Raw genomic sequence first — 25045 nt, 5'->3', positions numbered from 1 at the left:
CCCAAGCCCCCGGAGCATCTACGGCTCGCGGAATGACGTTCGGCTCGCAGGAAAGGCCGGATCCTGCGAGCCGAACTCGATCCTGCGAGCCGGAGGTCTACCCGCGCGGGACCGGCGGCCAGCGCGGGAGCCAGCAGCGCACACGTGAGCGGTAGCGGCGGAAGGAGTCGCCGAAGCGGGCCTCGAGATCGGCCTCCTCGAGGGGGCGGACGGCGTAGTTCCAGAGCAGCGAGCCGAGCAGCGCGTAGACCACGACGAGCCACGACGACAGCAGCAGCCCCACGGCGACGCCCTGGCTGATGCCCGCCACGGCCATCGGGTTGCGCACCCACCGGTACGGGCCGGCGATCACGAGCCGGTTCGGCATCGCGATCGGCAGGGGCGTGCCGTCGCCGAGCAGCGACATCGAGAGCGCCGACCAGAGTCCGAGGGCGCTGGCCAGCACGAGCAGCGCGAGACCGGCCGGCCACGCGACCGGCGGGAACGGGAGCGCGACGGCCCAGCGCGCCTCCAGTGCCGCGATCACGACGGGGACGACCGCGAGCGCGCCACCCCAGAACACGACGATCTGCCCGAGCGTCGCGGCGAGGTGCGCGAGCGGGCGGCGACCGGAGGAGGCGAGCCGGAACGCGAAGGGTCCTGACGCGATCCAGCGGGTCGGGATGCGGCCGAGCGTCAGGAGGCAGAGCGCGGCGACCGAGCCGCCGGACGCCGCGAGCATCGCGAGGACGCCCCAGCCCGCCTGCGCGGTGACGGTCGCGTACACGGCGAGGGAGGAGGCGACGACGAGGGTCCAGGCCGTCGCGAGCACCGCCGCCCAGCGCAGGCCGGCGGCGGCCAGGGCGGAGGCGCCGACGAACAGCGGGAGGTCGAGCGCGGCGATCGGGACGGGGTAGAGCGAGCCGAGGGTCGCGGTGCGGACGAGCGGCGAGAGCGCCACGGCGACCCACCAGACGGCGCCGCCGAGGGCCTGCGCGGCGAAGTACGCGCGTCCCCAGGGCATGGCTGCGACGCTACACGGAGCGCACGCGCCGACGTCGTCGCGAGGGGCGCGACTCCTGACGCACCGGCCGCGGGAGGCCCCCGCGACTCCGCGGAAGTTGCGGTAGTCGCGCGCCGCTACCGCAACTTCTGAGGAGTGGAGGGGCGGATCGGGCACCCGGACGGTCGAGTCCGCACGAGTCGTCGTGTTCGACGCCCGAGTACGACAACTTCTGGAGGGTCGGGGGTGCCGCGCGGGAGGAGGGACCGGCGCGCGCGGCAGGATGAGCGCATGGACGCCACCGGAACTCCCGCGCACCCCCTCCGCGTGAGCATGCGGCCGCGCGCGATCGACGAGCCGCACCGGGTCTCGTCGCCGCTCGAGCTGCTCGTCGACCTCACGTTCGTCGTCGCGATCGCGCAGATCGTCGTCCAGCTCGCGCACGCCGTCGAGGAGGGGCACCTCGGCGAGACCGTCGGCCCGTTCGCGATGGTGTTCTTCGCGATCTGGTGGGCGTGGATGAACTTCACCTGGTTCGCCTCCGGCTACGACACCGACGACGTGCCCTACCGCCTGCTGACGCTGGCGCAGATGGGAGGCGTGCTGGTCCTCGCCGCGGGCGTGCCGACCGCGTTCGAGGAGGGGGACTTCACGGCGATCACGATCGGCTACGCGATCATGCGATTCGCGCTGGTGAGTCAGTGGATCCGCGTCGCGGTGTCGACTCCGGAGCATCGCACCTCGGCCCTGCGCAGCGCCGTCGGCTTCTCGCTCGTGCAGGTCGGCTGGCTGCTGCGGCTCCTGCTGCCGCCCGAGCTCGCCGTCGCGAGCTTCGTCGTGCTCGCCCTGCTCGAGATCTGCGTGCCGCTGTGGTCGGCGCGGGCGGGCGAGCCGAGCTGGCATCCGCACCACATCGCCGAGCGGTACGGGCTGTTCACGATCATCCTGCTCGGCGAGAGCGTGCTCGCCGCGGTCTCGGGGGTGCAGCGCGCGCTGTCGGAGGGAGGCGTCAGCCCCTCGCTCGTCCTCGTCTCGGCGTGCGCGCTGGTGATCGTCTTCGCGCTCTGGTGGCTGTACTACCTGCACCCGTCGGGCGAGCTGCTGGAGCGCCGGCGCACCCTCTCGTACCTCTGGGGCTACGCGCACTTCGTGATCTTCGCGGCGCTGGGCGCGCTGGGCTCGGGGCTCGAGGCGGCGGTCGCGGCGACCGCCGGGCACCTCGAGGCGGCGAACGCGGTGATCGGAGCGGCGGTGGCGGTGCCGGTCGCCGCCTACCTGCTGCTGCTCTGGGCGGTGCACTCCCCGCTCGGCGCGGAGCAGCCGATGCCCGCGCGTCTGGTGCTGCCGGGCGCGGTCGCCGCTCTCGCGACTCCGCTGCTCGCGGGCCCGCTCGGCGTCGGCGGCGTGCTGGTCGCGCTCGCCCTGATCTGCGCGGCGCTGGTGACCCTGACGGTGGCCCGCACCCGCTGATCCGCCTCCGCTGCGCTGTCCGAAAAACGCGACGCGACCCCGTCCGTTCGGATACCCCTACTAGGGTGACGCTACTCACGGCCGGCAGGTCCGCCGTGGACCGGATCCGCGCTGCGATCCCTCGGGAGGTGCCGACCGGCAGACGTCCCGACCGCTCGCGGGACCCCTCGACAAGAGGAGCGCTCCGCACCCACGACTGGAGTCCGCATGGAGCACCCCCTCCCCCTCTCGTCCCGCGCCGCTCAGACCGGGCCCTCCGTCGGTCTCCTCTCGACGTTCCCGCCCACCCGCTGCGGCCTCGCCACTTTCTCGGAGGCGCTCGCCGGCGCCCTCGTCGCCGACCACGGCGCGTCGATCCGCACCGTGCGCGTGATGGACGAGCTCGCCGTCCCCGGCTCCACCCCGCCGATGCCCGGCGTCGAGGTCGTGGCCGAGCTCGTCGCCGGCGACCGGGCGAGCATCGAGCGCGCCGCCGCCGAGCTCAACCGCGCCGAGGTCGCCGTGATCCAGCACGAGTACGGCATCTTCGGCGGTCGCGACGGCGACGAGGTCCTCGCCGTCATGGAGGAGCTCGTGGTCCCGGCGATCGTCGTCCTGCACACCGTCCTCGAGACGCCCAGCGACAACCAGCGCCTCGTCCTCGAGCGCGTCGCCGCCCTCGCCGACGCCGTCGTCGTGATGACCGAGGTCGCCGCCGAGATCCTCGAGCGCTGCTACTCGGTCGAGAGCCGCAAGGTCGGACTGATCGCGCACGGCGTCCCCGTCTGGACCGGCGGCCGCGCCACGGGGACCGGCGCCCCGCAGATCATCACCTGGGGCCTGATCGGCCCGGGCAAGGGCATCGAGTGGGGCATCCGCGCGATGGCCGAGCTGCGCGGGCTCGGAGTGCGCGCCCGCTACACCGTCTACGGCCAGACCCACCCCAAGGTCGTCGCGTCGCAGGGCGAGGCGTACCGCGACTCGCTCGCCGCGCTGATCGCCGAGCTCGGGCTCGAGGACGACGTCGTGCTCGACGGCCGCTACCTCGACGCGGGCCAGCTCGCCGGCGCGGTGTCGGGAGCGGATGCGGTGCTGCTGCCCTACGACTCGCGCAACCAGGTCACCTCGGGCGTGCTCGTGGAGGCGCTCGCGGCGGGTCGCCCGGTCGTCGCGACCTCGTTCCCGCACGCGCTCGAGCTGCTCGGCGGGCCGCAGGGCCGCGCCGTCGCTCATCAGGATCCCGCCGCGATGGCGCTCGCCCTGCGCGACGTGCTGCGCGAGGCCGCCGCGGCCCCCGCCGACATCGCGCCGACCCCCGACTCGTCGGTGCTGTCCTGGCCCGAGGCGGCCGGCCGCTTCCTCGCGCTGGCCGAGCGCCTCCGCCTGGAGCGTGCCGCGTGACCGGCGCCGCGCGCCTCTCCCCCGCGCGCCTGCCCTACGCGCACCTCGACGCGCTCACCGACGAGCTCGGCCTCTTCGAGCACGCGCAGCTCGATGCGCCCCGCCGCGAGCACGGCTACTGCGTCGACGACGCGGCGCGGGCGCTCCTCGTCGTGGCCCAGGAGCCGGAGCAGTCGCACCGCACCCGGCGCCTCACCGAGCAGTACCTCCGCTTCCTCGAGGGCGCGGTGGAGGCGGACGGCACCGTCCACAACCGCATGTCGCCCGAGGGCGAGTGGACCGACGACTCAGGCGTCGGCGACTGGTGGGGCCGCAGCGTCTGGGCCGCCGGAGTCGTCGCCGCGAGCGCCGAGCTCCCGCTGACCCGGCGCCGCGCGATGAAGCTCTTCCTGCACCTCGCCGAGCAGCGCTCGCCGCACCTGCGCTCGGTGGCCTTCGCCGCGCTCGGCGCCGCCGAGGTGATGGCGGTGCGTCCGCACTCCGCATCCGCCGCCCAGCTCCTGCGCGACGCCGCCCCCGCGCTGCTCGGCGGCTCCGACCCGGCCTGGCCGTGGCCCGAGCCGCGCCTGCGCTACGCGAACGGCTGCCTCCCCGAGGCCCTGCTGGCCGCGGGCGAGGCGCTGGAGGACCCGGTGCTGCTCGAGCGCGGCGTCGAGACGCTGGCGTTCCTGCTCGAGATCGAGTCGCTCGACGGCCACCTCTCGGTGACCGGCTGGTCGGGGCGCGACCCCGACGAGCGAGGCAGCCCCCTCTTCGACCAGCAGCCCATCGAGGTCGCGGCCATCGCGGCGGCCTGCGCCCGCGCGCTGACCCTCGAGGAGGATCCGCTCTGGCGCGAGGGCCTGGCCTCGTGCTGGGCCTGGTTCCACGGCGTGAACGACTCCGGGACCGCCATGGTCGACCTCGCCACCGGAGCCGGCTTCGACGGCCTCGAGCGCGACGGCCGCAACGAGAACAGAGGCGCGGAGTCGACCATCGCCGCCCTGCACACCTCGCTCGTCGTGCGTCGCGCGGCGCTCATGCCGACCCGCGCCGGCGACCGGCTCGCGACACTGACGAGCATCGCGGCGGTGTCGGGATGACCCCCGGACTGCGCGTGCACGACGCGACCCTCGACTCCGACGCCTCGCGCGTGCTCTGGCAGCTCTACCTGCCGGGCTCCGCGCCCACCGAGACCCGGTCGCGGGTCAGCGAGATCCTCGAGCGGATCCGCGCGCTCACGGACGCCGAGCTCGCCGACGCCCTCCGCGACGTGCGGGCGATGTCCGCGGCCCGCGCCGCCGACGGCGAGACGACCCTCCGCGAGCACGCCGCGGTCGAGGGAGTCGCGGCCGACGACCCGCGCGTGCTCGTGATCGGAGCGGCGTTCACCGCCGAGTACGCGCTCGAGGGCGCGGCACTCTGCAACCCGAGCGCGATGCCGCACCCCGACCAGTCGGGGCTCGAGGAGGGGCAGCTGCGCGTCGCCCTCTCGGTCCGCCAGATCGGCGAGGGGCACCGCTCGTCGATCGGCTTCGCCTCGGCCGTCATCGGGCCCGGCCGCACCTGGGCCTTCGACGATCGCGGAGGCGCCCCCGCCGCCGCCGAGATCTCCCCCGGCACGTGGACGGTCGCGCACCTGCGTGCCGCCCTCGGCCCGAACCCCGGCGAGGTCGCGCTCGCCGTGCTGCGCGCGCTGCCCGAGACCTTCACGGCCGACGACCTCGACCCCGTGATCGCCGCGCTGCCCGCTCCGCTCACCCGCCGCCACGACGCGCCCGCCGCCTTCGCCGCCCTGCGCGGCACCGCCCGCTCGGCCTACCGCGCGTCGTTCCCGCTCGGCGAGGCGCTCGCCCAGCGCACGCTGATCCCCTCCGCCGCCCAGGAGTCGCACGGCATGGAGGACGCCCGCTTCACCCTCGACGTCTCGGGCGAGTACCGCGCCACCTACACGGCGTACGACGGCTCGACGATCTCGTCGCGCCTCCTGGTCTCGCGCGATCTGCAGACGTTCGACACCCACCAGCTCACGGGCGAGCCCGCCGGCAACAAGGGCATGGCCCTGTTCCCGCGGGCGATCGGAGGCGCGCTCTACGCGCTGAGCCGCACCGACGGCGACACCAACACGCTCGCGCGCTCCGAGGACGGGCGGCACTGGGACGACATCGCCGAGCTCGAGCCCCCGCGCCACCTCTGGGACGCGGTGCAGCGCGGAAATTGCGGACCGCCGATCGAGACGGGGCGCGGCTGGCTGGTCATCACGCACGGAGTCGGACCACTCCGCCGCTACAGTCTGGGCGCGATGCTGCTCGACCTCGAGGATCCCCGCGTCGTCCTCGCGTCGCTGACGACTCCGCTGCTCGAGCCCGACGGCGATCGGCAGGACGGCTACGTGCCCAACGTGGTCTACAGCTGCGGCTCGGTGCTGCACGAGGGCGTGGTGTGGATCCCGTTCGGGATCGGCGACGTGCGGGTCGGGGTCGCCTCGATCGAGGTGGACGACCTGCTGGACGCGATGACTCCCGCGTGACCGGTCTGCGGATCGCGATGCTCGCGCCGATCGCGTGGCGCGCTCCGCCGCGCCACTACGGCCCGTGGGAGCAGGTCGCGAGCCTCCTGGCCGAGGGCCTGGTGCGGCGCGGCGTCGACGTCACGCTGTTCGCCACCGGCGACTCCGTGACCACCGCGACGCTGGAGTCGGTGGCCCCGACGGGCTACGCCGAGTCGGGCCGCGACGGGCGGGTCTGGGAGGCGCTGCACATCGCCGCCGTGCTCGATCGCGCCCGGGACTTCGACCTCGTGCACAACCACCTCGACTGGCTGCCGCTCGCGCTCGCCGCGCAGTGGCCGGTGCCGCTGGTGACGACGGTGCACGGCTTCTCGGGGCCCGAGATCCTGCCCGCCTACCGCGAGGCGCTGCGGCATCCGCTGACCGCCCACCTGGTGTCGATCTCGTCGAGCGACCGCTCGCCCGAGCTCGAGTACGCGGCGACGGTGCACCACGGCATCGACATCGACGAGTTCCCGGCCGGCCCCGGAGGCGACGACCTCGTGATCCTCGGCCGCATCCACCCCGACAAGGGCACCGGGGAGGCGATCCGCATCGCCGCCGAGGCCGGCCGCCGGCTCGTGATCTGCGGCATCGTGCAGGACGAGCGCTACTGGCGCGACGAGGTCGAGCCGCTCGTCGACGGCACGAGCGTCGTGCACCTCGGCTCGGTCGGCCCGGTCGAGCGCGCGCGGGTGCTCGGCTCGGCGCTCGCGCTGCTGCACCCGATCGGCTTCGACGAGCCGTTCGGGCTGTCGGTCGTCGAGGCGATGGCGTGCGGCACCCCGGTGATCGCGTACCGGCGCGGCTCGATGCCCGAGGTCATCGACGAGGGCGTCACCGGCTTCGCGGTCGGGTCCCGCGAGGAGGCGGTCGCCGCGGTGACGCGCGCAGCCCTCCTCGACCGCGCCGTCGTGCGGTCGACGGCGCGCCGGCGCTTCGCCGTCGAGCGGATGGTCGACGACTACCTCGCTGTGTACGCCTCCGTGCTGGAGGGCTGATCCTCCCTCGCGAGCAGCCCGCTGGTCGAACCATCCATGCTGGTCGAGTAGCCCCGCAGGGGCGTATCGAGACCCACCGGCTTCAGCAGATCGGTCCTCAGACCCGGTCTCCTGACGGACGTGGATCTCGATACGCCCGCTGCGCGGGCTGCGGGCTCGATCAGCGAGGACGGGCCTTCCCCTCGGAGAATCGACCGGCGAACCCGCTTCACGCATCGCCACCCCCTGCTGGTCGAGTAGCCGCCGCAGGCGGCGTATCGAGACCCACCGGCTTCAGCAGATCGGTCCTCAGACCCGGTCTCCTGACGGACGTGGATCTCGATACGCCCGCTGCGCGGGCTGCGGGCTCGATCAGCGAGGACGGGCCTTCCCCTCGGAGAATCGACCGGCGAACCCGCTTCACGCATCGCCACCCCCTGCTGGTCGAGTAGCCCCGTAGGGGCGTATCGAGACCGACCACCGTCAGCAGATCGGGCTTCTGCCTCGGCCTTCTGACGCTGGTGGATCTCGATACGCCCGCTCCGCGGGCTACTCGATCAGCGAGGAAGAGGAGGAGCCTCACCGGAACGGGAGCTCGCTGAGGGGCGTCAGGCGCGCGCCGCCTCGACCAGGCCGGCGAGGGACGCGTCGTCGAGGGGGCTGCCGGGGAACACGGCGATGCGGCCGAGCGGCATCGAGCCGAGCATGCGCAGCATCTCGGGGTCCGCGAACATCGACGAGAACGTGCCGTCTCCGGAGGAGAACGCGTCGCGCAGCAGCGATCCGGCGCGCGGGTGGTCGAGCCACTCCGCGACGGTCGACTCCTCGGTCAGCGCGAGGTCGAGCACGTCGCCGGTGACGGAGACGGTCGCCGAGACGCGGAGGTCGCGGCTGGAGGCGCCGACCTCGACCAGGTAGTCGCCGCCCTCGACGGTCCAGGCGCCGGCCGCGGGGTGGAAGTAGGCCAGGTCGTCGCGCGGGACGTCGAGGGTGACCGTCGCCGTCTCTCCGGCCGCGACCTCGACGACCGCGAACGCGGTCAGCGCCCTGACCGCGCGCGGGACCGCCGAGCCCGGCAGGCCCGTGTAGACCTGGACGACCTCGCGCCCGTCGCGCTCGCCCGTGTTCGCGACGTCGACCCGCACCCGGAGTCCGCCGTCGACCTCCTCGACCGAGAACCCGGAGTACGCGAAGTCGGTGTACGAGAGTCCGTGCCCGAACGGGAAGGCGACCTCGGTGCCGCGGGCGTCGAACCCGCGGTAGCCGACGAAGACGTCCTCGCCGTAGCGGACGTGCCCGAAGGCCCCCGGGAAGCCGGGGTGCGACGGGCTGTCCTCGAGCCGCAGCGGGATCGTCTCGGTGAGGCGGCCGGAGGGGTTCACCACGCCGAGCAGGACGTCGGCGATCGCGCCGCCGCCGGCCTGGCCGAGCAGCCAGCCCTCGACGATCGCGGGGACCCGGTCCTGCCAGCCGGAGGTGCGGACGACTCCGCCGTTCGAGAGCACGACGACCGCGTTCGGGTTCGCGGCGAGGACGGCGTCGAGCAGGAGCGTCTGCTCGACGGGCAGCTCGAGGTGCTCGCGGTCGAAGCCCTCCGACTCCTCCGACGCGGGGAGGCCGAGGAACAGCACGGCGACAGCGGCGGCCCGCGCGGCGGCGACGGCCTCGTCGCGCAGCGCCTGCGCGTCGCCGGAGCCGTCGAGCGTGAATCCGGAGGCGAAGCTCGCGTCGACCGTGCGCCGCAGCTCGTCGAGGGCGTTGTCGAGCCGCGTCGGGTTGATCAGCGAGCTGCCCGCGCCCTGGTAGCGCGGAGTCCGGGCGAACTCGCCGATCACGGCGATGTCGACGGAGGAGTCGAGCGGCAGCAGGCCGCCCTCGTTCTGCAGCAGCACGATGCTGCGGGAGGCGGCCTCGCGGGCCAGGGCGTGGTGCGCGTCGGCGTCGTAGGTCGCGTCGGGGTCGGCCTGCTCCGCGATCCGGTCGAGCAGCTCGAGGGAGCGGCGCGCGGCGGTCGTCACGTGCGCCTCGTCGAGCTCGCCCGCGCGGACGGCGGCGACGAGCTGCGCGTCGGTCCGGCCTCCGCTCGAGGGCATCTCGAGGTCGAGGCCCGCGGCGACACCGGCGATCCGGTCGTTCACGGCGCCCCAGTCCGACATCACGAGGCCGTCGAAGCCCCACTCGTCGCGGAGGACCGTGGTGAGCAGCCACGGATCCTCGGAGGTGTAGACCCCGTTCAGCCGGTTGTACGAGCACATGAGCGTCCACGGCTGCTGCTCGGTGACGACCCGCTGGAAAGCGCGAAGGTAGATCTCGCGCAGCGGCCGCTCGTCGACGTCCGCGCTGACGCGGAGGCGGTCGGTCTCCTGGTTGTTGGCGGCGAAGTGCTTGAGCGACGCTCCGACGCCCTGGCTCTGCAGGCCGCCGACGAGGGCCGAGCCCATCACACCGCTGACCAGCGGATCCTCGGAGAAGTACTCGAAGTTGCGGCCGCAGAGCGGGGAGCGCTTGATATTGATGCCGGGGCCGAGCAGCACGCCGACTCCCTCCGCCTTCGCCTCCTCGCCGAGGGCGACGCCGACGCGGCGGACGAGATCGACGTCCCAGCTCGATCCGAGCGCGACGGCCGGAGGGAAGCAGGTCGCGGGCACGCTGTCGGCGAGCCCGAGGTGGTCGCCGCCCTGCCGCTGGAGTCGCACACCGTGCGGGCCGTCGGTCAGCACGACCGAGGGGATCCCGAGGCGGTCGACGGGCTTCGTGGCCCAGAAGCTGCCGCCGCTGGTGAGCGAGGCCTTCTCCTCGAGCGTGAGGGCGTCGAGCTGGTCGGCGTGGGTCATGGGTGCGCTCCGATCTGTCGGGCGTCCCTGCCTCGACTCTGAAAACCATACATCGCTAGGGTTTTTGCGGCTCAAGTATTGCCGACCTCCCAGGGCCGGTGCATACTCGATCCCGAACAGCGATCGGTTTTCAGATCGTGTCTCGAAGCTCAACGACGAGAGGACTCGGCCATGACGACAGCGAGTGGATCAGCCGCGGGAATGCCCTCGGGCATGACGACATCGACGGCGACGGTGCGACGGGACCAGCAGTTCCCCGAACCGACCGAGCCGGCCAAGAAGTCGTACATCTTCTGGCTCCTCGCCGCGCAGCTGGTCTTCTTCATCGCCCTGCTGGGCCCCGCGATCGTCGGCATCGGCATCAAGATCCAGGCCCTGGTCGACGCGGGCGAGATCGCGCAGAACGGCGCCACCGGCGCGGCGGCGGTGCTCGGCGGATTCGGCGCCCTCTTCGCCACGCTGGCCAATGTCGTGTTCGGCCGCCTCTCCGACCGCACCACGAGCCGCCTCGGCCGCCGCCGCATCTGGATCGTCGCCGGCACGGTGATCATGACCGTCGCCTTCGCGATCATGGCGCTCGCCCCGACCCTCATGATCGCCACCGTGGGCTGGTCGCTGGCCCAGCTCGGCGCCAACATGGCGCTCGCGCCGTTCATCGCCACGATCGCCGACCAGGTGCCGAGGTTCCAGCGCGGCAAGATCACCGCCGCCATCGGCATCGCACAGAACGTCGGCATCCTCGGCGGCACCTACGTCGCGGAGGCGTTCGCCGACCAGCTGCTCATCATGTTCGTCGGCCCGGCCGTCCTCGCCATCATCGTCATGGTCGTCTTCGCCATCGTGCTCCCCGACCGCCGCCTGCCCACCCGGCCGCCGCGGGCGACGCTGCGCGAGTGGGCCGAGACCTTCTGGGTGAGCCCGGTCAAGCACCCCGACTACGCGCTCGCCTGGTGGTCGCGCTTCCTCATCACCTTCGCGAGCTTCGGCTTCACCACGTTCCGCTTCTTCTACCTGCTCAACCACATCGAGGTCCCCGAGGCGGACATCCCGGGCGTCATCTCGATGAGCGTGCTGATCTACACGATCGGCCTCGTCGGTGCGAGCTACTTCGCCGGCTGGCTGTCCGACAAGATCGGCCGCCGCAAGGTCTTCGTCTGGAGCTCGACCGCGCTCTTCGCCATCGGCACCTTCGCGCTGATCTTCGTCCAGGACATCGGCGCCTTCTACATCCTCGAGGCGATCCTCGGCATCGCCTACGGCATCTACGTCGGCGTCGACCTCGCGCTCGTCGTCGACGTGCTGCCCGACCCCGAGAACTCGGGCAAGGACCTCGGCGTCTTCAACATCGCCAACGCCCTCCCCCAGACCATCGCTCCGCTCATCGGCGGCATCCTCGTCTACGTCAGCGACCCGACCGGCAACAACTACGCCCTGTGGTTCTCGGTCTGCGCGATAGCCGCGATCGTGGGAGCACTGGTCATCTTCCCCATCAAGAAAGTCCGATAGACCGGGTTCGGTCACGAAAGTCCGGTAGACCAGACAGGTCGGACTCCGGCCCGGGGTCGGCACGTGCGAGGGCACGGGCCGATCCGACTCCCGCTCTCTCCCTCTCTCCACCGATCGAAAGCGACACAGACCATGGCTCTTCCCGCCGCCTCCGTCCAGCTCTACACGCTGGCGAAAGAATTCACCGACGACCCGAACGGGTCGCTCGACAAGCTCGCGGCCATCGGCCTCAAGAACGTCGAGGCGTTCGACTTCGTCCGCCGCCCCGCCGAGATCCGCGCCGCTCTCGACGCGAGCGGTCTGGCCTCGCCGACCGGCCACGCTCCCCTGCTCTCGGACTCGCTCTGGACTCCCGACGGCTCCATCCCGACGCCCGCTCCGGAGGTCGTCTTCGAGGCCGCCGCGCAGATCGGCATCACCCTCGTCATCGATCCCATGGTCCCGGCCGAGCGCTGGCTGACCGAGGACGGGGTCGCCGACATCGCCGACCGACTCAACAAGGCCGCCGAGGTCGCCGCGACCTTCGGCCTCACGGTCGGGTACCACAACCACGCGCAGGAGTTCATCGCCTCCTTCGACGGGCAGACCGCCTACGAGCGCTTCATCGCGCTCACCGACGAGCGCGTCCAGATCGAGCTCGACCTGTTCTGGGCGCTCACCGGCGGCCAGGACGCCACAGCTCTCGTCTCGCGACTCGGCAAGCGCCTCGTCGCCGTGCACGTCAAGGACGGCGTCGCTCCGGCCGAGAACCCCTTCGCCCCGGGCGCCGCCGCGTTCGGCTCCGACACCCTCGACCAGCGCCGCCCCGGCGAGGGCGACGTGCCGCTGGTCGCCGCGCTCCAGGCCGGCGAGGGCGCGATCGAGTACGCCGTCATCGAGTACGACAACGCCCCCGGCGACGTCTTCGAGGACATCCGGGCGAGCTACGACTTCCTCGTGAAGGGCGGGTACGCAGCGTGAGCGGCCCCATCGGAATCGGCGTCATCGGCGTCGGCGTCATCAGCGACACCTACCTCGAGAACCTCAAGTCCTTCCCCGACGTCGAGGTCCTCGTCGTCGGCGACCTGCTGCTCGACCGGGCGAAGAGCCAGGCCGAGAAGCACGGCGTCCCCGCCTGGGGCTCCGCCGAGGACGTCCTCGCCCACCCCGACGTGCAGGTCGTCGTCAACCTGACGATCCCCGCTGCGCACATCGAGGTCTCGGCCGCCGCGATCGCCGCGGGCAAGCACGTCTGGAGCGAGAAGCCGCTCGGCCTCGATCGCGCCGGAGCGGCGAAGCTGCTCGAGGACGCCGCCGCGAAGGGGCTCCGCGTGGGCAACGCGCCCGACACGGTCCTCGGCCCGGGCTTCCAGACCGCCAAGCGCGCCATCGCGGAGGGTGTCATCGGCGAGCCGATGTTCGCGTCCACCACCTTCCAGACCGTCGGCCCCGACCTGTGGCACCCGAGCCCGGCGTTCCTCTTCGCCCAGGGCGCCGGCCCGCTGCTCGACATGGGTCCGTACTACTTCACCGGGCTCGTCAGCCTCTTCGGACCGGTCCAGCGGGTCGCGGCCCTCGGGCGCAAGAAGCTCGAGGAGCGCGTCATCCGCTCCGGGCCGGATGCCGGGACGACGTTCCCGGTGGAGGTCCCCACCTCGCTGCAGGTGCTCACCTCGTTCGCCGCGGGTCAGCAGGCGTCGAGCCTGCTGAGCTTCGACTCCGCCCTCGAGCGCCACGGCGTCTTCGAGATCCACGGCACGGAAGGGTCGATCGTCATCCCCGACCCGAACCAGTTCGAGGGGCGCACCGCGTTCGTGAAGGCGCCCACCGCGATCGCCGACGGCGCCTGGGGCGAGCAGGAGTGGACCGAGATCGAGCAGAAGGGCACGGTCGTCGGCCGCGGCCTCGGCCTGCTCGACATGGTCCGCGCCATCGCGGAGGACCGTCCGCACGTGGCCACGGGCGAGCTCGCCTACCACGTGCTCGACGTCATGCTCTCGGCTCAGGAGTCGGCCGAGAGCGGCGAGTTCGTCGCTCTCGACAGCACGGTGCCGACCGTGCCTGCCGTGCCGGTCGACTTCGACCCGTTCGCGCAGACGCTCTGACCCGCAGCAGAGCCTGACCCGCAGCAGAGTCGAGGAGCGCCCGTCGTCACGATCGTGACGGCGGGCGCTCCTGTCGACGGCCCTCGGCGTGCACGACCGAGGGTGAGACGCCGGAACGTGCTCCTGGAGGGGCCTGTCCGCCGTCTCACCCTCGGTTGTGCACGCTGCGAGGATGAGCCCGTGGAGATCCTGCGCGAGTACCGGGCGTCCGACGCCGCCGCGACGCTCGAGGTGTTCCTCGCGGCGGTGACCGAGACCGCCGCCGCCGACTACTCGCCCGAGCAGATCCGCGCGTGGGCGCGCGCCGACGACCGCGATGTCTCGGCCTGGCACACGGCGATGCAGGCCCGCCGCGCCTTCGTGATCGAGAGCGGAGGCGCCGTCGTCGGCTTCTCGGACGTCGCCCCCTCCGGCTGCATCGACATGATGTTCGTCTCGCCGCGGTTCCTCCGGCGGGGAGTGGCGACCCGCCTCCTCGAGCACGCGGAGTCACTCGCCCGGCAGTCGGACGCCGCCGAGCTGTCGGCCGACGTCAGTATCACGGCGCGCCCGTTCTTCGAGAGCCGCGGGTTCACCGTGGTCGCCGAGCAGCATCCGGTGCGAGCGGGGGTCGCACTGACGAACTTCCGGATGCGGAAGCCGCTGCGCTGACTCGGTCCGGCCGCCCTGCATGCTGGTCGAGCCCGCAGCCCCGGAGGGGCGTATCGAGACCCGCGTCCGCCAGTCGATCAGGCTTCCGACCTGGACTTCTGACATCGGTGGATCTCGATACGCCCGCTGCGCGGGCTACTCGATCAACAGCGTGCCGCCACACCTGCAGGGTGACTTCCGACCTGTTCTTCTGACGCTGGTGGGTCTACTGGGAAGAGACACCCGCAAGCAGGCTGGTCGAGCCCGCAGCCCCGCAGGGGCGTATCGAGACCCGCCTCCCTGCGAACGTCGGCCTCTTCCCCGCTCTGCGCCGGCGCCGGAGGCACCGCGTGTCCGTTCCCGCCCGCTACTCCGCCGTCGGGCGCCTCCGCTGCTGCTTCGTCGCCGAGCGCTGCTGCTTGGCCGCGAGGTGGCGGCGGCCCGAGCCTCGGGTCGGGCGGGTCGGGCGGCGCGTCGGGCCCGGAGGCGCCAGCGCGGCGCTCACGAGCTCCCGGAGACGGTCGAGGGCGATCTCGCGGTTGCGCAGCTGCGACCGCTCCCTCTGCACCGTCACCGTCACCGCACCCGCGACGAGGCGCTGAGCGAGGTGCTGGAGGACGCGCATCCGCTGCTCGTCGGTGAGAGCCGTCGACTCCATGACGTTCCAGGTGAGCTGCACCCGGCTGTCGGAGGTGTTGACGTGCTGCCCGCCCGGGCCGGAGGAGCGCGAGAACCTCCACTGCAGCTCGGGCGCGGGGATGACCAGGTCCGGCCGCACCTCGAGATCCATCCGGCCAGCGTGGCACGCATCCCCCGGGATCCCGCAACGCGTGCGTCAGGATGAGGCCATGACTCGACGCCGATCAGCCCTCCTCCTCTCAGGTGTCGGTCGGTACGCCGATCCGTGGCACCCGTTCGCCGAGACCTCGAGGGCCCTCGCCGGGATCGTCGAGGAGGCGGGCTACGACGTCGAGATCGCGCCCGACGTCGACGACGCTCTCGCCGCGCTCGAGCACCTGCCCGATCTCCTCGTCGTCAACGTCGGGCAGCCCCGCGACGGGGAGCCGTCACCCGCGGCCGGCCTCACCCGCTACCTCCGGAGCGGCCGGCCGCTGCTCGCGCTGCACTCCTCCGCGACGAGCTTCACCGAGTCGGACGAGTGGGAGCGCACCCTCGGCGGGCGGTGGGTCGAGGGCGTCTCGATGCACCCCGAGCAGGGCGACACCGTCGTGACGGTCGAGGAGTATCCGCTCGTCGCCGATCTGGCGGACTTCTCGCTGAACGACGAGCGGTACTCGTTCCTCCGCGTGGCCGCTGATGTGCAGGTGCTGGTCACCCACGAGCACGACGGGGTACGGCATCCGCTCGTCTGGCTGCGCGAGGCCGCCGACGGCCGCGGCCGGGCCGCCTACGACGCTCTGGGCCACGACGCGCGGTCGTTCGACTCGCCCGAGCACCGCGAGATCCTGCGTCGGCTGATCTCGTGGGTCGCCGCGGGGTGACTCTCAGCGCGCCCGCCCGTCGCGCAGCGTGAGCACGCGGTCGGCGCGGTCGGCGAACGCCGGGTCGTGGGTCGCGACGACCGCGGCGAGACGGCCCTCGCGCACGGAGGCGACCAGCAGGGCGATCACGCGCGTCGCCGTGACGCTGTCGAGCTGCGCCGTCGGCTCGTCGGCGATCAGCAGGCGCGGGCGGCCGACGAGCGCGCGGGCGATCGCGACCCGCTGACGCTGCCCGCCCGAGAGCTGGTCGGGCCGCTGGTCGCCCTGCTCGTCGAGCGCGACCGCGGCGAGCGCCTCCGTCACCCGCTCGTCGCGCTCGGCGGGGTCGGTGCGGAGGAGGCGCAGCGGCAGCTCGACGTTCTCGCGCGCGGTGAGGTCCTCGAGCAGTGCGAAGTCCTGGAAGACGATGCCCAGGGCGCTCCGCCGCAGCTCCGCCCGCCGGCGCTCGTCGAGCCCGGCGGCGTCGGCACCGTCGATCAGCACCTGCCCGCTCGTCGGCCGGTCGACCGTCGCCAGCATCGAGAGCAGCGTCGACTTGCCCGCTCCGGAGGCGCCGCGCACCACCACGAGCTCGCCCGCGGCGACCGAGAGCGAGACTCCCGCGCAGCCGACGACGTCGCCGGCCGGTGTGGCGAAGACGCGGTGCAGGTCGACGGCGTCGAGCACGGGGGTCACGAGTCGTCTCCGAGGGAGTGGCGGCCGCGGCGGCGGGGCGGGGTGGGATCGGGGGTGGGACGGGAGGGTCGTAGGGAGGTGGGTCTCGATACGCCGCCTTCGGCGGCTACTCGACCAGCAGGGGTCGGCGGGACCGCTTCAGCGAGCTCGGGCGAGTCCGCTTCAGGGAGAGAGGCAGGGCCGGGCGAGTCCGCTTCGGGGAGAGCGGGAGGAGCCGCAGCGGCAGGCGCCGCGACGCCCGACTGCACGCGGATGTGGTCCGCCTCCAGCCCGAGCCGCACCCGGTCGCGCAGCCCCAGCGCGCCGGTGAACTCCTCCGGCAGCTGGAGCCGCCCGAAGCGGTCGAGCACCGCGAACTCCTCGGCCGAGTGCACCGCGTCGCCCTCCGACACGCGCCGCAGCGTCTCGGTCGAGGTGCGGCCGTCGCGGATCCGCACCGTGCGGCTCACGTGCTCCGACACCCCGGCGTCGTGCGTGACGATCACCGTCGTCACCCCGCGCTGGCGGTTGATGCCGCGCAGCGCCTCCAGCACGTCGACCGTCGACGCCTCGTCGAGCTCGCCGGTCGGCTCGTCGGTTCCCGAGACGTCTTCCCGAAGAGCGGGACTCGCCTGCGCTCTCACGAGGAAGCGTCGATCGCCTCCCCTGGACGGTTGAGACACGATGTCGCTGCTTGTTGCCGGGGTCGGAGCGGGTCACTAGCTTTCGAGCACCGTCCTCTTCCTTCTCTGTTCCCGGCATGCCGGTCCCACCGTGGCGCCTCGCGAGCGACGGCCCCGGCCGACGAGGAGGCCGACGGCCCGATCCGCCCTCTCGAGAAAGCGACACGATGTCGTCATCGCTCCACGTCCCCTGCCCGCTCCCCACTCCGGCGGTGACGCTGTGAAGGCCCCGCGCCGCTCACGGCTCGCCCTGCTCGCCGCCGCGCTCATCGCCGGCACCGCGGGACTCACTCCTGTGCTCAGCGCCGCCGCCGCCGAGGACTTCGCCTCGACCGATGTCACCTGTGTCGACGGCAGCCCGACCACCGCGGTCGTCTCCGGGACCGTCGAGGGCGGCAACGACCTCGACGACCCGGTGATCCTCGGCCTCGTCGTCAACGGCGTCCTCGGCGAGCAGGCGAACCCGACCGACACCGACGGGAACTTCGCCTTCGACCCGGTGCCCGTCAAGACCGGTGACGAGCTCGAGGTCGTCGTCGGCGACCCGCCGGTGGTCGGTTACGCGTACACGGTCTCGGACGCGTCGTGCGACGAGGCGCCCACTCCGACTCCGACTCCGACTCCGACGGAGACCTCCACGCCGACTCCCACGTCGACCCCCACCGCGACTCCGACGTCCACGCCGACGCCGACCGTCAGCCCGACCGCGACGCCCACGCCCACCGCGACGCCCACACCCACCGCGACTCCGACACCCACCGCGACGCCCACGCCCACCGCGACTCCGACGGCCACGCCCACGCCGACCCCGACCCCGACCGCCACCGCGGGGCCCGTGACCGTCTCGCGCATCGCCGGAGTCGACCGTCAGGACACCGCCGCGAAGCTCTCGGCGGCGACGTTCGGCACGAACGTGCCCGTCGTCTTCGTCGCCACCGGCGCCAACTTCCCCGACGCGCTGAGCGCGGGGCCCGCCGCCGCGAAGCAGAGCGGACCGCTGCTGCTGGTCGACCGCGACTCCATGTCGCAGCCGGTCCGCGACGAGCTGATCCGCCTCAAGCCGACCAAGATCATCGTCGTCGGTTCGGAGCTGAGCATCAGCGAGAGCCTCAAGAACGACCTCGCCCAGTACACGAAGAACGGTGACATCCGGCGCATCGGAGGCGTCGACCGCTACGACACCGCCGCGAAGCTCGTCGAGGCCGCCTTCCCGAAGGGCTCCGCTCAGGCGTGGCTCGCCACCGGTGAGAAGTTCCCCGACGCTCTCGCCGCCGCCGCCGCGGCCGGATCCGTCAGGGCGCCCGTCCTCCTGGTGAACGGCGGCCTCGGTACCGCCGACGCCACCACGAACGGCCTCATCTCGGGTCTCGGCGTCAAGAAGCTGACGATCGCCGGCAGCAACCTCTCGGTCAGCGACGGCATCGCCGCGTCGCTCCCCGTGACCGCGACCCGCATCGGAGGCATCGACCGCTACGACACGTCGGTGCAGCTCAACCGCGCCGCGTTCCCGTCCGCGTCGACGGTCTACCTCGCCACCGGCGAGAACTTCCCCGACGCCCTCGCCGGAGCCACCAGCGCCGGCTTCACCAAGAGCCCGCTCTACACGGTGCAGCCCACCTGCGTGCCCCAGCCCGTGCTCGACGACATCGAGCGCCTCGGCGCCTCGAAGGTCGTCCTGCTCGGCGGCCCGACCACGCTCTCGGAGGGAGTCGCGAAGCTGACAGCCTGCAGCTGACCCGGTAGTCCGAGTCGCCCGAGGGGGCCCTGTCAGAGGGGCGCTCTCGGGCGACTTCGCGTGTCAGCGGTCGGCGGGAGCGCCACCGCCGCCCGCCTGACGTGCAGCGCGTCACCTCGGTCGGCACCCCCCTTTGGGGACACAGCGTCGCATCCCATTGCCGAGGCGCGGAGCGTGACGCTAGCTTTCGAGCACCGTTCCCACCCTGTGTCGGCCCTCGGTCTCCCCGTCGCATCGCCGCGTCGTGGTAGAGCGTCGGGCCCGCTCTGGAGGGGGGCGACGGTCCGATCCGCCCTCTCGAGAAAGCGACACGATGTCGTCATCGCTCCACCTCTCCTGCCTGCTCCCCTCCCCGGTGGTGGCACCGTGAAGGCCCCGCGCCGCTCACGGCTCGCCCTGCTCGCTGTCGCGCTGATCGCCGGCACCGCGGGTCTCACCCCTGCGCTCAGTGCCGCCGCCGCCTCCACCGCGTCGACCGTCGTCACCTGCGAGGCCGGCGTCCCGGTCAGCGCGGTCGTCTCCGGCACCACGGACCCCACGGCCGAGCCCGTCACCATCGGCCTCGCTCGCAACGCCACCACCGTCGAGCAGAAGACCGTCCCCGCGGCCGGTGGCGCGTTCACCTTCGCCCCAGTGCCCGTCACGACGGGCGACACCCTGCAGGTCTGGGCCGCGAGCTCCGCGAACATCCAGTACACCTACCGCGTCGGCCCGCAGTCGTGCGGGGGCACGCCCACGCCGACTCCGACCGCGACGGGCACCGCCACGCCGACGCCCACCGCGACTCCGACCGCGACCGCGACGCCCACGGCGACTCCGACGGCCACGCCGACCGCGACTCCGACGGTGACTCCGACCGCGACGCCCACCCCGACTACCGGTGGCCCCGTGACCGTCACCCGCATCGCCGGAGTCGACCGCCAGGACACCGCCGCGAAGGTCTCGGCCGCGACGTTCGCCGCGAACGTGCCCGTCGTCTTCATCGCCACCGGCGGCAACTTCCCCGACGCTCTCGCTGCCGGCCCCGCCGCCGCGAAGCAGAACGGACCGCTGCTGCTGGTCGACCGCGACTCCATGTCGCAGCCGGTCCGCGACGAGCTGCGCCGCCTCAAGCCGAGCAAGATCGTCGTCGTCGGCTCCGACCTGAGCGTCAGCGAGCGCCTCGCGACCGAGCTCGCCGCCTACGCGAAGACCGGTGAGGTCCAGCGCATCGGAGGCGTCGACCGCTACGACACCGCCGCCAAGCTCGTCGAGGCCGCCTTCCCGAAGGGCTCCTCGCAGGCCTGGCTCGCCACCGGCGAGAAGTTCCCCGACGCCCTCGCCGCCGCCGCCGCGGCCGGCTCGGTCCGAGCGCCCGTCCTCCTGATCAACGGCGGACTCAGCACCGTCGACCCCACCACCCGGTCGCTCGTGCAGGGCCTCGGCGTCAAGAAGCTGACGATCGCCGGCGACCCCCTCTCGGTGAGCACCGGTATCGAGACGTCGTTCAACATCACGCCCACCCGCATCGGAGGCGTCGACCGCTACGACACGTCGGTGAAGCTCAACCGCGCCGCCTTCACGGCCGCGTCGACGGTCTACCTCGCCACGGGCGAGAACTACCCCGACGCGCTCTCCGGAGCGGCCGCTGCCGGCTTCACGAAGAACCCGCTCTACACCGTGAAGCCCGACTGCGTCCCGCAGCCCGTGCTCGACGACATCAAGACCCTCGGCGCCACGAAGGTCGTGCTGCTGGGCGGCACGAACACGCTGTCGGAGGGAGTCGCGAACCTGACGGCCTGCCGCTGATCCGGTAGACGGGATCGCCCGGGAACGCCCTCTCAGAGGGGCGGACCCGGGCGATTCTGCGTTGGGGGGTGCTGCGTTTCTAGAGCTTTCTAACGTCGTCCAGGAAATTTCGTAGACGGCGGTAGAAAGCCCAAGAAACACATCTCCGCCGCCGTCATGCCCACTGCGTCGCGATCTGCAGCGCCTCCTGGCCCTCGCTGTCCGGCAGCTTCCGCGACGTGAACCGCCGCCTCGCCAGGTCCCGGTGTCGCGCGCGTCACTTGTCTGAGGCATTCACTGCCCATCTGCTCAGGTCGAACCGAGCGCACTAACCTCGTCCTATGCCCACAGGACCCTTGCACGATCACGTCGTCAACAGCATCGTCAGCGGCGAATTCACTCAAGAAGCCACCCCGTGCCGGTGCATGATCGGCGAGGACCACGTCGAGGGTCCGTGGCCCGGCGAAGACGAGCCCGAGACAGACGCCGCGACGTCGTTCGCGGGTGCAGAGGAGATCTGGGAGTCCAGCGGTAAAGACGAAGACTACGACTTCCGCTGAGCGGTCACTTCGTCAGCGGCGGCCTCCTGGTCACAGGAGCAACCACTCCTTGTCCCGCACGATTACGCGCGCGTCGGCGAGGCCGCCGGCTCCTCGAGAGCTTCCTCGATGCGCTGGGCGCCTTCGCGACGGATGCGCACACCTATCTGCTCGCCGACGGACACGAGAGCGCGCTGACTCCGGCGGAGCTGCGGCTGCGGGAGCGGGTCGCGGCGATGCTGCGCGAGGCGACCGCGGAGGAGCGGGAGACTGGGACGTGGCAGGAGGTCGAGGCGATGGGCGTGCGGCTGGGAGGGGACGGACGGCGGAAGTCCGGACTGCCCCTCACCTGAGTCACTCCCGGAGTGCGTCCTGCAGCTGAACGAGCAGCCTCTGGTCGGCCGGCGCCGCCGCAATCAAGCCGTCATCCGTGACTGCGAGCTGCGACTCGACCACGCCGTAGGCCTTCACCTGGTCGAGGAAGATCTGCTTGTCGTCGAGGTTCGCGAATCGGTAGAGCTGAACCCGCACTCCGTCGAGCTGGCAGGTTCCGTACTCGGCGGCGCCGGGCGCCACCGTGGCCGCCAGTGCGTAATCGGTGCAGTTGAGCTTCGTCGCGGTATCCGCGAGTGTCGCGCCGGTCTTCGCGGCCTCGGTCGGCTCGGGTGCAGCCGTTTCCGGAGGCGAGGCCGCTTCGTTGCTCGCCGATGTGGATTCGAGCGCGGGACTCTCTTCGGGGTCCCCTCCCGCCGCACATCCGGACAGCAGGGCGGTGGAAAGCACGATAACGGGGACGACCAGGCGAATCCGCATGGCGGTGAGTCCTTTCAGGAACGAGGTGGAGGGAACGCTCACTCTGCACCGAGTGAGGGCAGGATCGCGCTTTCGAGACTTAGATCGCCTCGAGACGCGCTCCGGCAGGGTCAGACCGATGCACTCCGACGACGGAGCTCAGCGATGACGCTCTTCTCCCCCGCGTTCATGTCGCCGTCAACAGACGCGACTCGTTCTGCAGCATCGATCAGGTCAGTCAGGTCGCCAGACTCCGCCTCGAGCCGACGGAAGACGTCGGCGGCATCGATGTCGACGACCCTGGAAAGTTGCTCATCGCGGACGAGGTGGTCTTCTCTCACCTGAACGACCAGGTGCTGGAAGAGCAAGGTCTCGTCATCGGAGATCGTGCGGTCGGCGTTGATGACGAGCCAAGCTACCCACAGCATCAGCTGCGGGTGCCGACTCCGGCCGCTCAGCGCCTTCGCGAGCTCGATGACCCTCGCTTCGTTCCGGAAGACGGCCTGGGCGTGACGGCCTGCTATGAGCGTCGTCCAGTGGTTGAGCCCGATAGCGAGGGGGACGCCCACCGCGGGGATCGCGATCTTGATCACATTGCGCTGAAGAAGGTGCTTGCCGACGATCGGCAGCCCTTTCGCCGCGGCGAGGGCGGGGCCGGAGTAGAACTTCTTGATGAGAGGCCGCATCATCACGGGGACCGCCTTCAGAACTCCCTCGCGTGCCACCTCGCCGCCCTTGATCGTGAAGGCCACACGGATGAGCTTCCAGAGGTCCTCGGGATCGGACGGATCGAGCTTGAGACCGTAGAGAACGGCGATGTCGTAGGCGAGGCGGACCTGCAACTGAGTAGTGAACGCGACGTCGACCATGATCGTCCCGACCGCGGCGGGAACCGTGAGAGCGCCCGCAACGCCGGCGCTCCCGAACGTCGCAGCGACGGCAGCCGTGTAAGCACCGGCCGAGGCTCCGCCTTCCAACGCCGCATAGCGAGCAGCGAGCTTGATCCGTCGATCGACGATGCCGTCTGCCGGGACGCCCTTGTACTTCTCCCGGAAGTACTCTCCATCGACCTTCTGGGTGTACGACTTCAAGGCGTTGGCAAGCAGATGCTCGAACCAGTTCCCAGACTTGATGTCCTCCACGCTCAATCCGGCGACGAAGTCCCGCAGCTCCCCTCTCTCCTCCTCGACGGTCGCCCGAGCGGCGTCATCGTCGATCTCGACGTCATCGATCGCGTGCTTCGACATGCGGTGTCCCCCAAAAGAGTTCGGTGTCTGGCCAGACTGCCATGACTGCGGCCCTCGTCCGCCTCGCCGGCGACGCCCTGGACCGCTGCCGGCAACGCGTTCAACAACAGACGATGGGACACCGCGAGCGTTCCGGGGACCCGCTCTACTCGGCACGCCGGACCCTGCACACCGGCTCGAACCTGCTCACCGACAAGCAGCAAGCGCGCCTCGAGGCCTTGTTCGCGGTCGACGAGCATGTCGAGATCGAAGCGACCTGGGACATCTAGCAACGCATGATCGCCGCCTACCGCGACCCCGACCGCACCGCCGGGAAGACCGCGATGGAAGCACTGATCGCGTCGATCAGCAGCGCCGTTCCACGAGCCCTGATGGAGCTGGTCACGCTCGGTCGCACGATGAAGGCCCGGGCCGCCGACATCCTCGCCTACTTCGACCGACCCGGGACCTCCAACGGTCCCACCGAAGCGATCAACGGCCGACTCGAACACCTCCGCGGCTCCGCCCTCGGCTTCCGCAACCTCACCGACTACATCGCGAAATCACTCCTGGAAACCGGCCGCTTCAGACCCCGACTACACCCTCGATTGCGATGAGCCCCTTTGGGCGGGCAGAGAGGAGACGACTCGGCTGGGCAACGCAAGACGATCAGACTCGTTGAGAACACCACACAGCCGTCCTGCTTCGGCCCTACCCGCGATCTCTGAAACTGCGGTAAAGGAGACGTTCACGAACCGAGGCCGAAAGAACGATCACGCCCAGCACGACACCACACAGTGACGACACGACGATCTTGAGAAGTGGTGTCAAGAGCACAAGCGGCTCGTCTTGACTGAGACGCACAGAGAAGATCACGCAGCCGGATGCCAAGACGGACAAGGCCGGAAGCGCGATGCAGAGGTACTCCAGCAACACCTGTGCGACGAGATCAGTCTTGGGGACTCCAATATGTAGGGCCGACGCGAGCTCGACGCGCCGCGAGCGCACAAACGCTCCAGCAATGAGGAAGCAGAGCAGAAAAGAGGCTACCGATGCAAGGCGACTTGGGCGGCTCTCGATGGAACCAGCAATATCGAAATGCGCACCGAGCGTGGAGTTCAGCTGGCCGAGCATGACGTTTCCGGCGCTCCCCGACGTCGCCGAAGCGAGAGGCAACATGGCGAGAGTCTCGTCAGACGACGGAACGTCCACCCAGCACTGATCGAAGGACCCTGACGGAGACACGACCGAAAGCGCAGCCCACCCGAACCCTGGAACTCTTCCGTCGTCGGGGTAGTCGTACACCGCAGAGACGGTCTGGCTGCCGAGGTCGGTTCCAACCGAATCGCCAGTGGTCCGCCCGATCGCTTCTGCAACCTGATCTGACAGGACGATTCCGGGCCCTGGTGTCGATGTCGATCGGAGCAGGATGCGGGCGAATCCGGGTGTGACTTCCCAGAGTGGAACCGGGTTCGAAGGCATTAGATCGAACTGGATGGATCCATGATCTCGGGCTGCGCCTGATGATGAGACCGGGCCCACACCTGCGTAGCTCTCACATTCCCGGGCATCCAGCAGCCCCTTCCCGGAGGCGGTCATGATTGTTGCCCCGGAGCTGACGAAGTTCCGATACGCGTCCATAAGGCTGACAACGTTCGCGCCGTCGAGGGCAGCAAGGAGCCCCACGAGCACTACGAGACAAGCGAACAACGAAAGTGGACGACTCGCACGCGACCGCACGTTGCGGATGGCTT

General features: G+C 71.3%; 21 protein-coding genes and 1 pseudogene. 14 read left to right on the top strand and 8 right to left on the bottom strand.

The features are described from left to right. Positions 1-97 precede the first annotated feature (97 nt). The gene (locus GRS92_RS08790) at positions 98-1003 is read right to left on the bottom strand and encodes a methyltransferase family protein (protein ID WP_159855320.1); all 906 of its coding nucleotides are present in this window, start codon (positions 1001-1003) and stop codon (positions 98-100) included. A 270-nt stretch (positions 1004-1273) separates the two neighbouring features. On the opposite strand from GRS92_RS08790, the gene GRS92_RS08785 reads away from it, so the two are divergent. From GRS92_RS08785 to GRS92_RS08765, 5 genes are all read left to right on the top strand, one after another. Continuing rightward, positions 1274-2452, top strand: a complete 1179-nt coding sequence (locus GRS92_RS08785; protein WP_204162012.1) for a low temperature requirement protein A — start codon at positions 1274-1276, stop codon at positions 2450-2452. Between the two features lie 207 nt (positions 2453-2659). Beyond that, on the top strand, positions 2660-3832 hold the full coding sequence (locus GRS92_RS08780) for a glycosyltransferase (RefSeq protein WP_159855318.1): 1173 nt from the start codon (positions 2660-2662) through the stop codon (positions 3830-3832). Beyond that, a complete protein-coding gene (locus GRS92_RS08775) occupies positions 3829-4914 on the top strand; it encodes a glycosyltransferase (protein ID WP_159855316.1) in 1086 nt (361 codons plus the stop codon). Before GRS92_RS08780 ends, GRS92_RS08775 begins: the two co-directional genes overlap by 4 nt. Next, the gene (locus GRS92_RS08770; RefSeq protein ID WP_159855314.1) at positions 4911-6341 is read left to right on the top strand and encodes a glycosylase; all 1431 of its coding nucleotides are present in this window, start codon (positions 4911-4913) and stop codon (positions 6339-6341) included. Before GRS92_RS08775 ends, GRS92_RS08770 begins: the two co-directional genes overlap by 4 nt. Further along, entirely contained in the window at positions 6338-7360 is a 1023-nt protein-coding gene (locus tag GRS92_RS08765; RefSeq protein WP_235021890.1) for a glycosyltransferase family 4 protein, read from the top strand. Before GRS92_RS08770 ends, GRS92_RS08765 begins: the two co-directional genes overlap by 4 nt. A 587-nt stretch (positions 7361-7947) precedes the next feature. On the opposite strand, the gene GRS92_RS08760 is transcribed toward GRS92_RS08765, so the two are convergent. After that, positions 7948-10173 (bottom strand): glycoside hydrolase family 3 C-terminal domain-containing protein, encoded by a 2226-nt coding sequence (locus GRS92_RS08760; protein WP_159855312.1) that lies wholly within the window; start codon positions 10171-10173, stop codon positions 7948-7950. Between the two features lie 171 nt (positions 10174-10344). Between GRS92_RS08760 and GRS92_RS08755 the strand changes: the two genes are divergently transcribed. The 4 genes from GRS92_RS08755 to GRS92_RS08740 all read left to right on the top strand — a co-directional run bounded on the left by GRS92_RS08755 (position 10345) and on the right by GRS92_RS08740 (position 14414). Then, positions 10345-11679 carry an MFS transporter gene (locus GRS92_RS08755; RefSeq protein WP_204162013.1) on the top strand — a complete coding sequence of 445 codons (1335 nt, stop codon included), beginning with the start codon at positions 10345-10347 and terminating at the stop codon, positions 11677-11679. Positions 11680-11811: 132 nt separating this feature from the next. Further along, the gene (locus GRS92_RS08750; RefSeq protein WP_159855310.1) at positions 11812-12639 is read left to right on the top strand and encodes a sugar phosphate isomerase/epimerase family protein; all 828 of its coding nucleotides are present in this window, start codon (positions 11812-11814) and stop codon (positions 12637-12639) included. Next, on the top strand, positions 12636-13763 hold the full coding sequence (locus tag GRS92_RS08745) for a Gfo/Idh/MocA family protein (RefSeq protein WP_159855308.1): 1128 nt from the start codon (positions 12636-12638) through the stop codon (positions 13761-13763). Before GRS92_RS08750 ends, GRS92_RS08745 begins: the two co-directional genes overlap by 4 nt. A 180-nt stretch (positions 13764-13943) precedes the next feature. Next, a complete protein-coding gene (locus GRS92_RS08740; protein ID WP_159855306.1) occupies positions 13944-14414 on the top strand; it encodes a GNAT family N-acetyltransferase in 471 nt (156 codons plus the stop codon). A gap of 346 nt (positions 14415-14760) precedes the next feature. Here GRS92_RS08740 and arfB read toward each other — a convergent pair whose 3' ends face one another. Next, complete coding sequence (gene arfB, locus GRS92_RS08735) at positions 14761-15183, bottom strand: alternative ribosome rescue aminoacyl-tRNA hydrolase ArfB (RefSeq protein WP_159855304.1); 423 nt, start codon at positions 15181-15183, stop codon at positions 14761-14763. Positions 15184-15241: 58 nt separating this feature from the next. On the opposite strand from arfB, the gene GRS92_RS08730 reads away from it, so the two are divergent. Next, complete coding sequence (locus tag GRS92_RS08730; RefSeq protein ID WP_159855302.1) at positions 15242-15895, top strand: ThuA domain-containing protein; 654 nt, start codon at positions 15242-15244, stop codon at positions 15893-15895. A gap of 3 nt (positions 15896-15898) precedes the next feature. On the opposite strand, the gene GRS92_RS08725 is transcribed toward GRS92_RS08730, so the two are convergent. Continuing rightward, entirely contained in the window at positions 15899-16570 is a 672-nt protein-coding gene (locus GRS92_RS08725) for an ABC transporter ATP-binding protein (protein WP_159855300.1), read from the bottom strand. Beyond that, positions 16567-17193, bottom strand: coding sequence for a hypothetical protein (locus GRS92_RS19225; protein WP_204162370.1), 627 nt, complete (start codon positions 17191-17193; stop codon positions 16567-16569). Before GRS92_RS19225 ends, GRS92_RS08725 begins: the two co-directional genes overlap by 4 nt. A 259-nt stretch (positions 17194-17452) precedes the next feature. On the opposite strand from GRS92_RS19225, the gene GRS92_RS08715 reads away from it, so the two are divergent. From GRS92_RS08715 to GRS92_RS08705, 3 genes are all read left to right on the top strand, one after another. Then, positions 17453-18967, top strand: a complete 1515-nt coding sequence (locus GRS92_RS08715) for a cell wall-binding repeat-containing protein (RefSeq protein ID WP_159855298.1) — start codon at positions 17453-17455, stop codon at positions 18965-18967. Between the two features lie 366 nt (positions 18968-19333). Beyond that, positions 19334-20755, top strand: coding sequence for a cell wall-binding repeat-containing protein (locus GRS92_RS19110; RefSeq protein ID WP_159855296.1), 1422 nt, complete (start codon positions 19334-19336; stop codon positions 20753-20755). 320 nt (positions 20756-21075) lie between these two features. Then, positions 21076-21294, top strand: coding sequence for a hypothetical protein (locus GRS92_RS08705; RefSeq protein WP_159855294.1), 219 nt, complete (start codon positions 21076-21078; stop codon positions 21292-21294). A 333-nt stretch (positions 21295-21627) separates the two neighbouring features. Here the strand turns inward: GRS92_RS08705 and GRS92_RS08700 are convergent, their stop codons facing one another. Then, positions 21628-22128 (bottom strand): hypothetical protein, encoded by a 501-nt coding sequence (locus tag GRS92_RS08700; RefSeq protein ID WP_159855292.1) that lies wholly within the window; start codon positions 22126-22128, stop codon positions 21628-21630. Positions 22129-22196: 68 nt separating this feature from the next. Further along, positions 22197-23312, bottom strand: coding sequence for a hypothetical protein (locus tag GRS92_RS08695; protein ID WP_159855290.1), 1116 nt, complete (start codon positions 23310-23312; stop codon positions 22197-22199). A gap of 53 nt (positions 23313-23365) precedes the next feature. On the opposite strand from GRS92_RS08695, the pseudogene GRS92_RS08690 reads away from it, so the two are divergent. Then, positions 23366-23908 (top strand): annotated as a pseudogene (locus tag GRS92_RS08690) (transposase); the annotation flags it as partial. 94 nt (positions 23909-24002) lie between these two features. Here the strand turns inward: GRS92_RS08690 and GRS92_RS08685 are convergent. Beyond that, a complete protein-coding gene (locus GRS92_RS08685; RefSeq protein ID WP_159855288.1) occupies positions 24003-24977 on the bottom strand; it encodes an FtsX-like permease family protein in 975 nt (324 codons plus the stop codon). Between the last annotated feature and the right edge of the window lie 68 nt (positions 24978-25045).

Source organism: Rathayibacter sp. VKM Ac-2754 (assembly GCF_009807095.1).
Lineage (GTDB): Bacteria > Actinomycetota > Actinomycetes > Actinomycetales > Microbacteriaceae > Rathayibacter.
The sequence above is the reverse complement of the archived record's forward strand: the minus strand, read 5'-3'. Positions and strand labels throughout refer to the sequence as shown.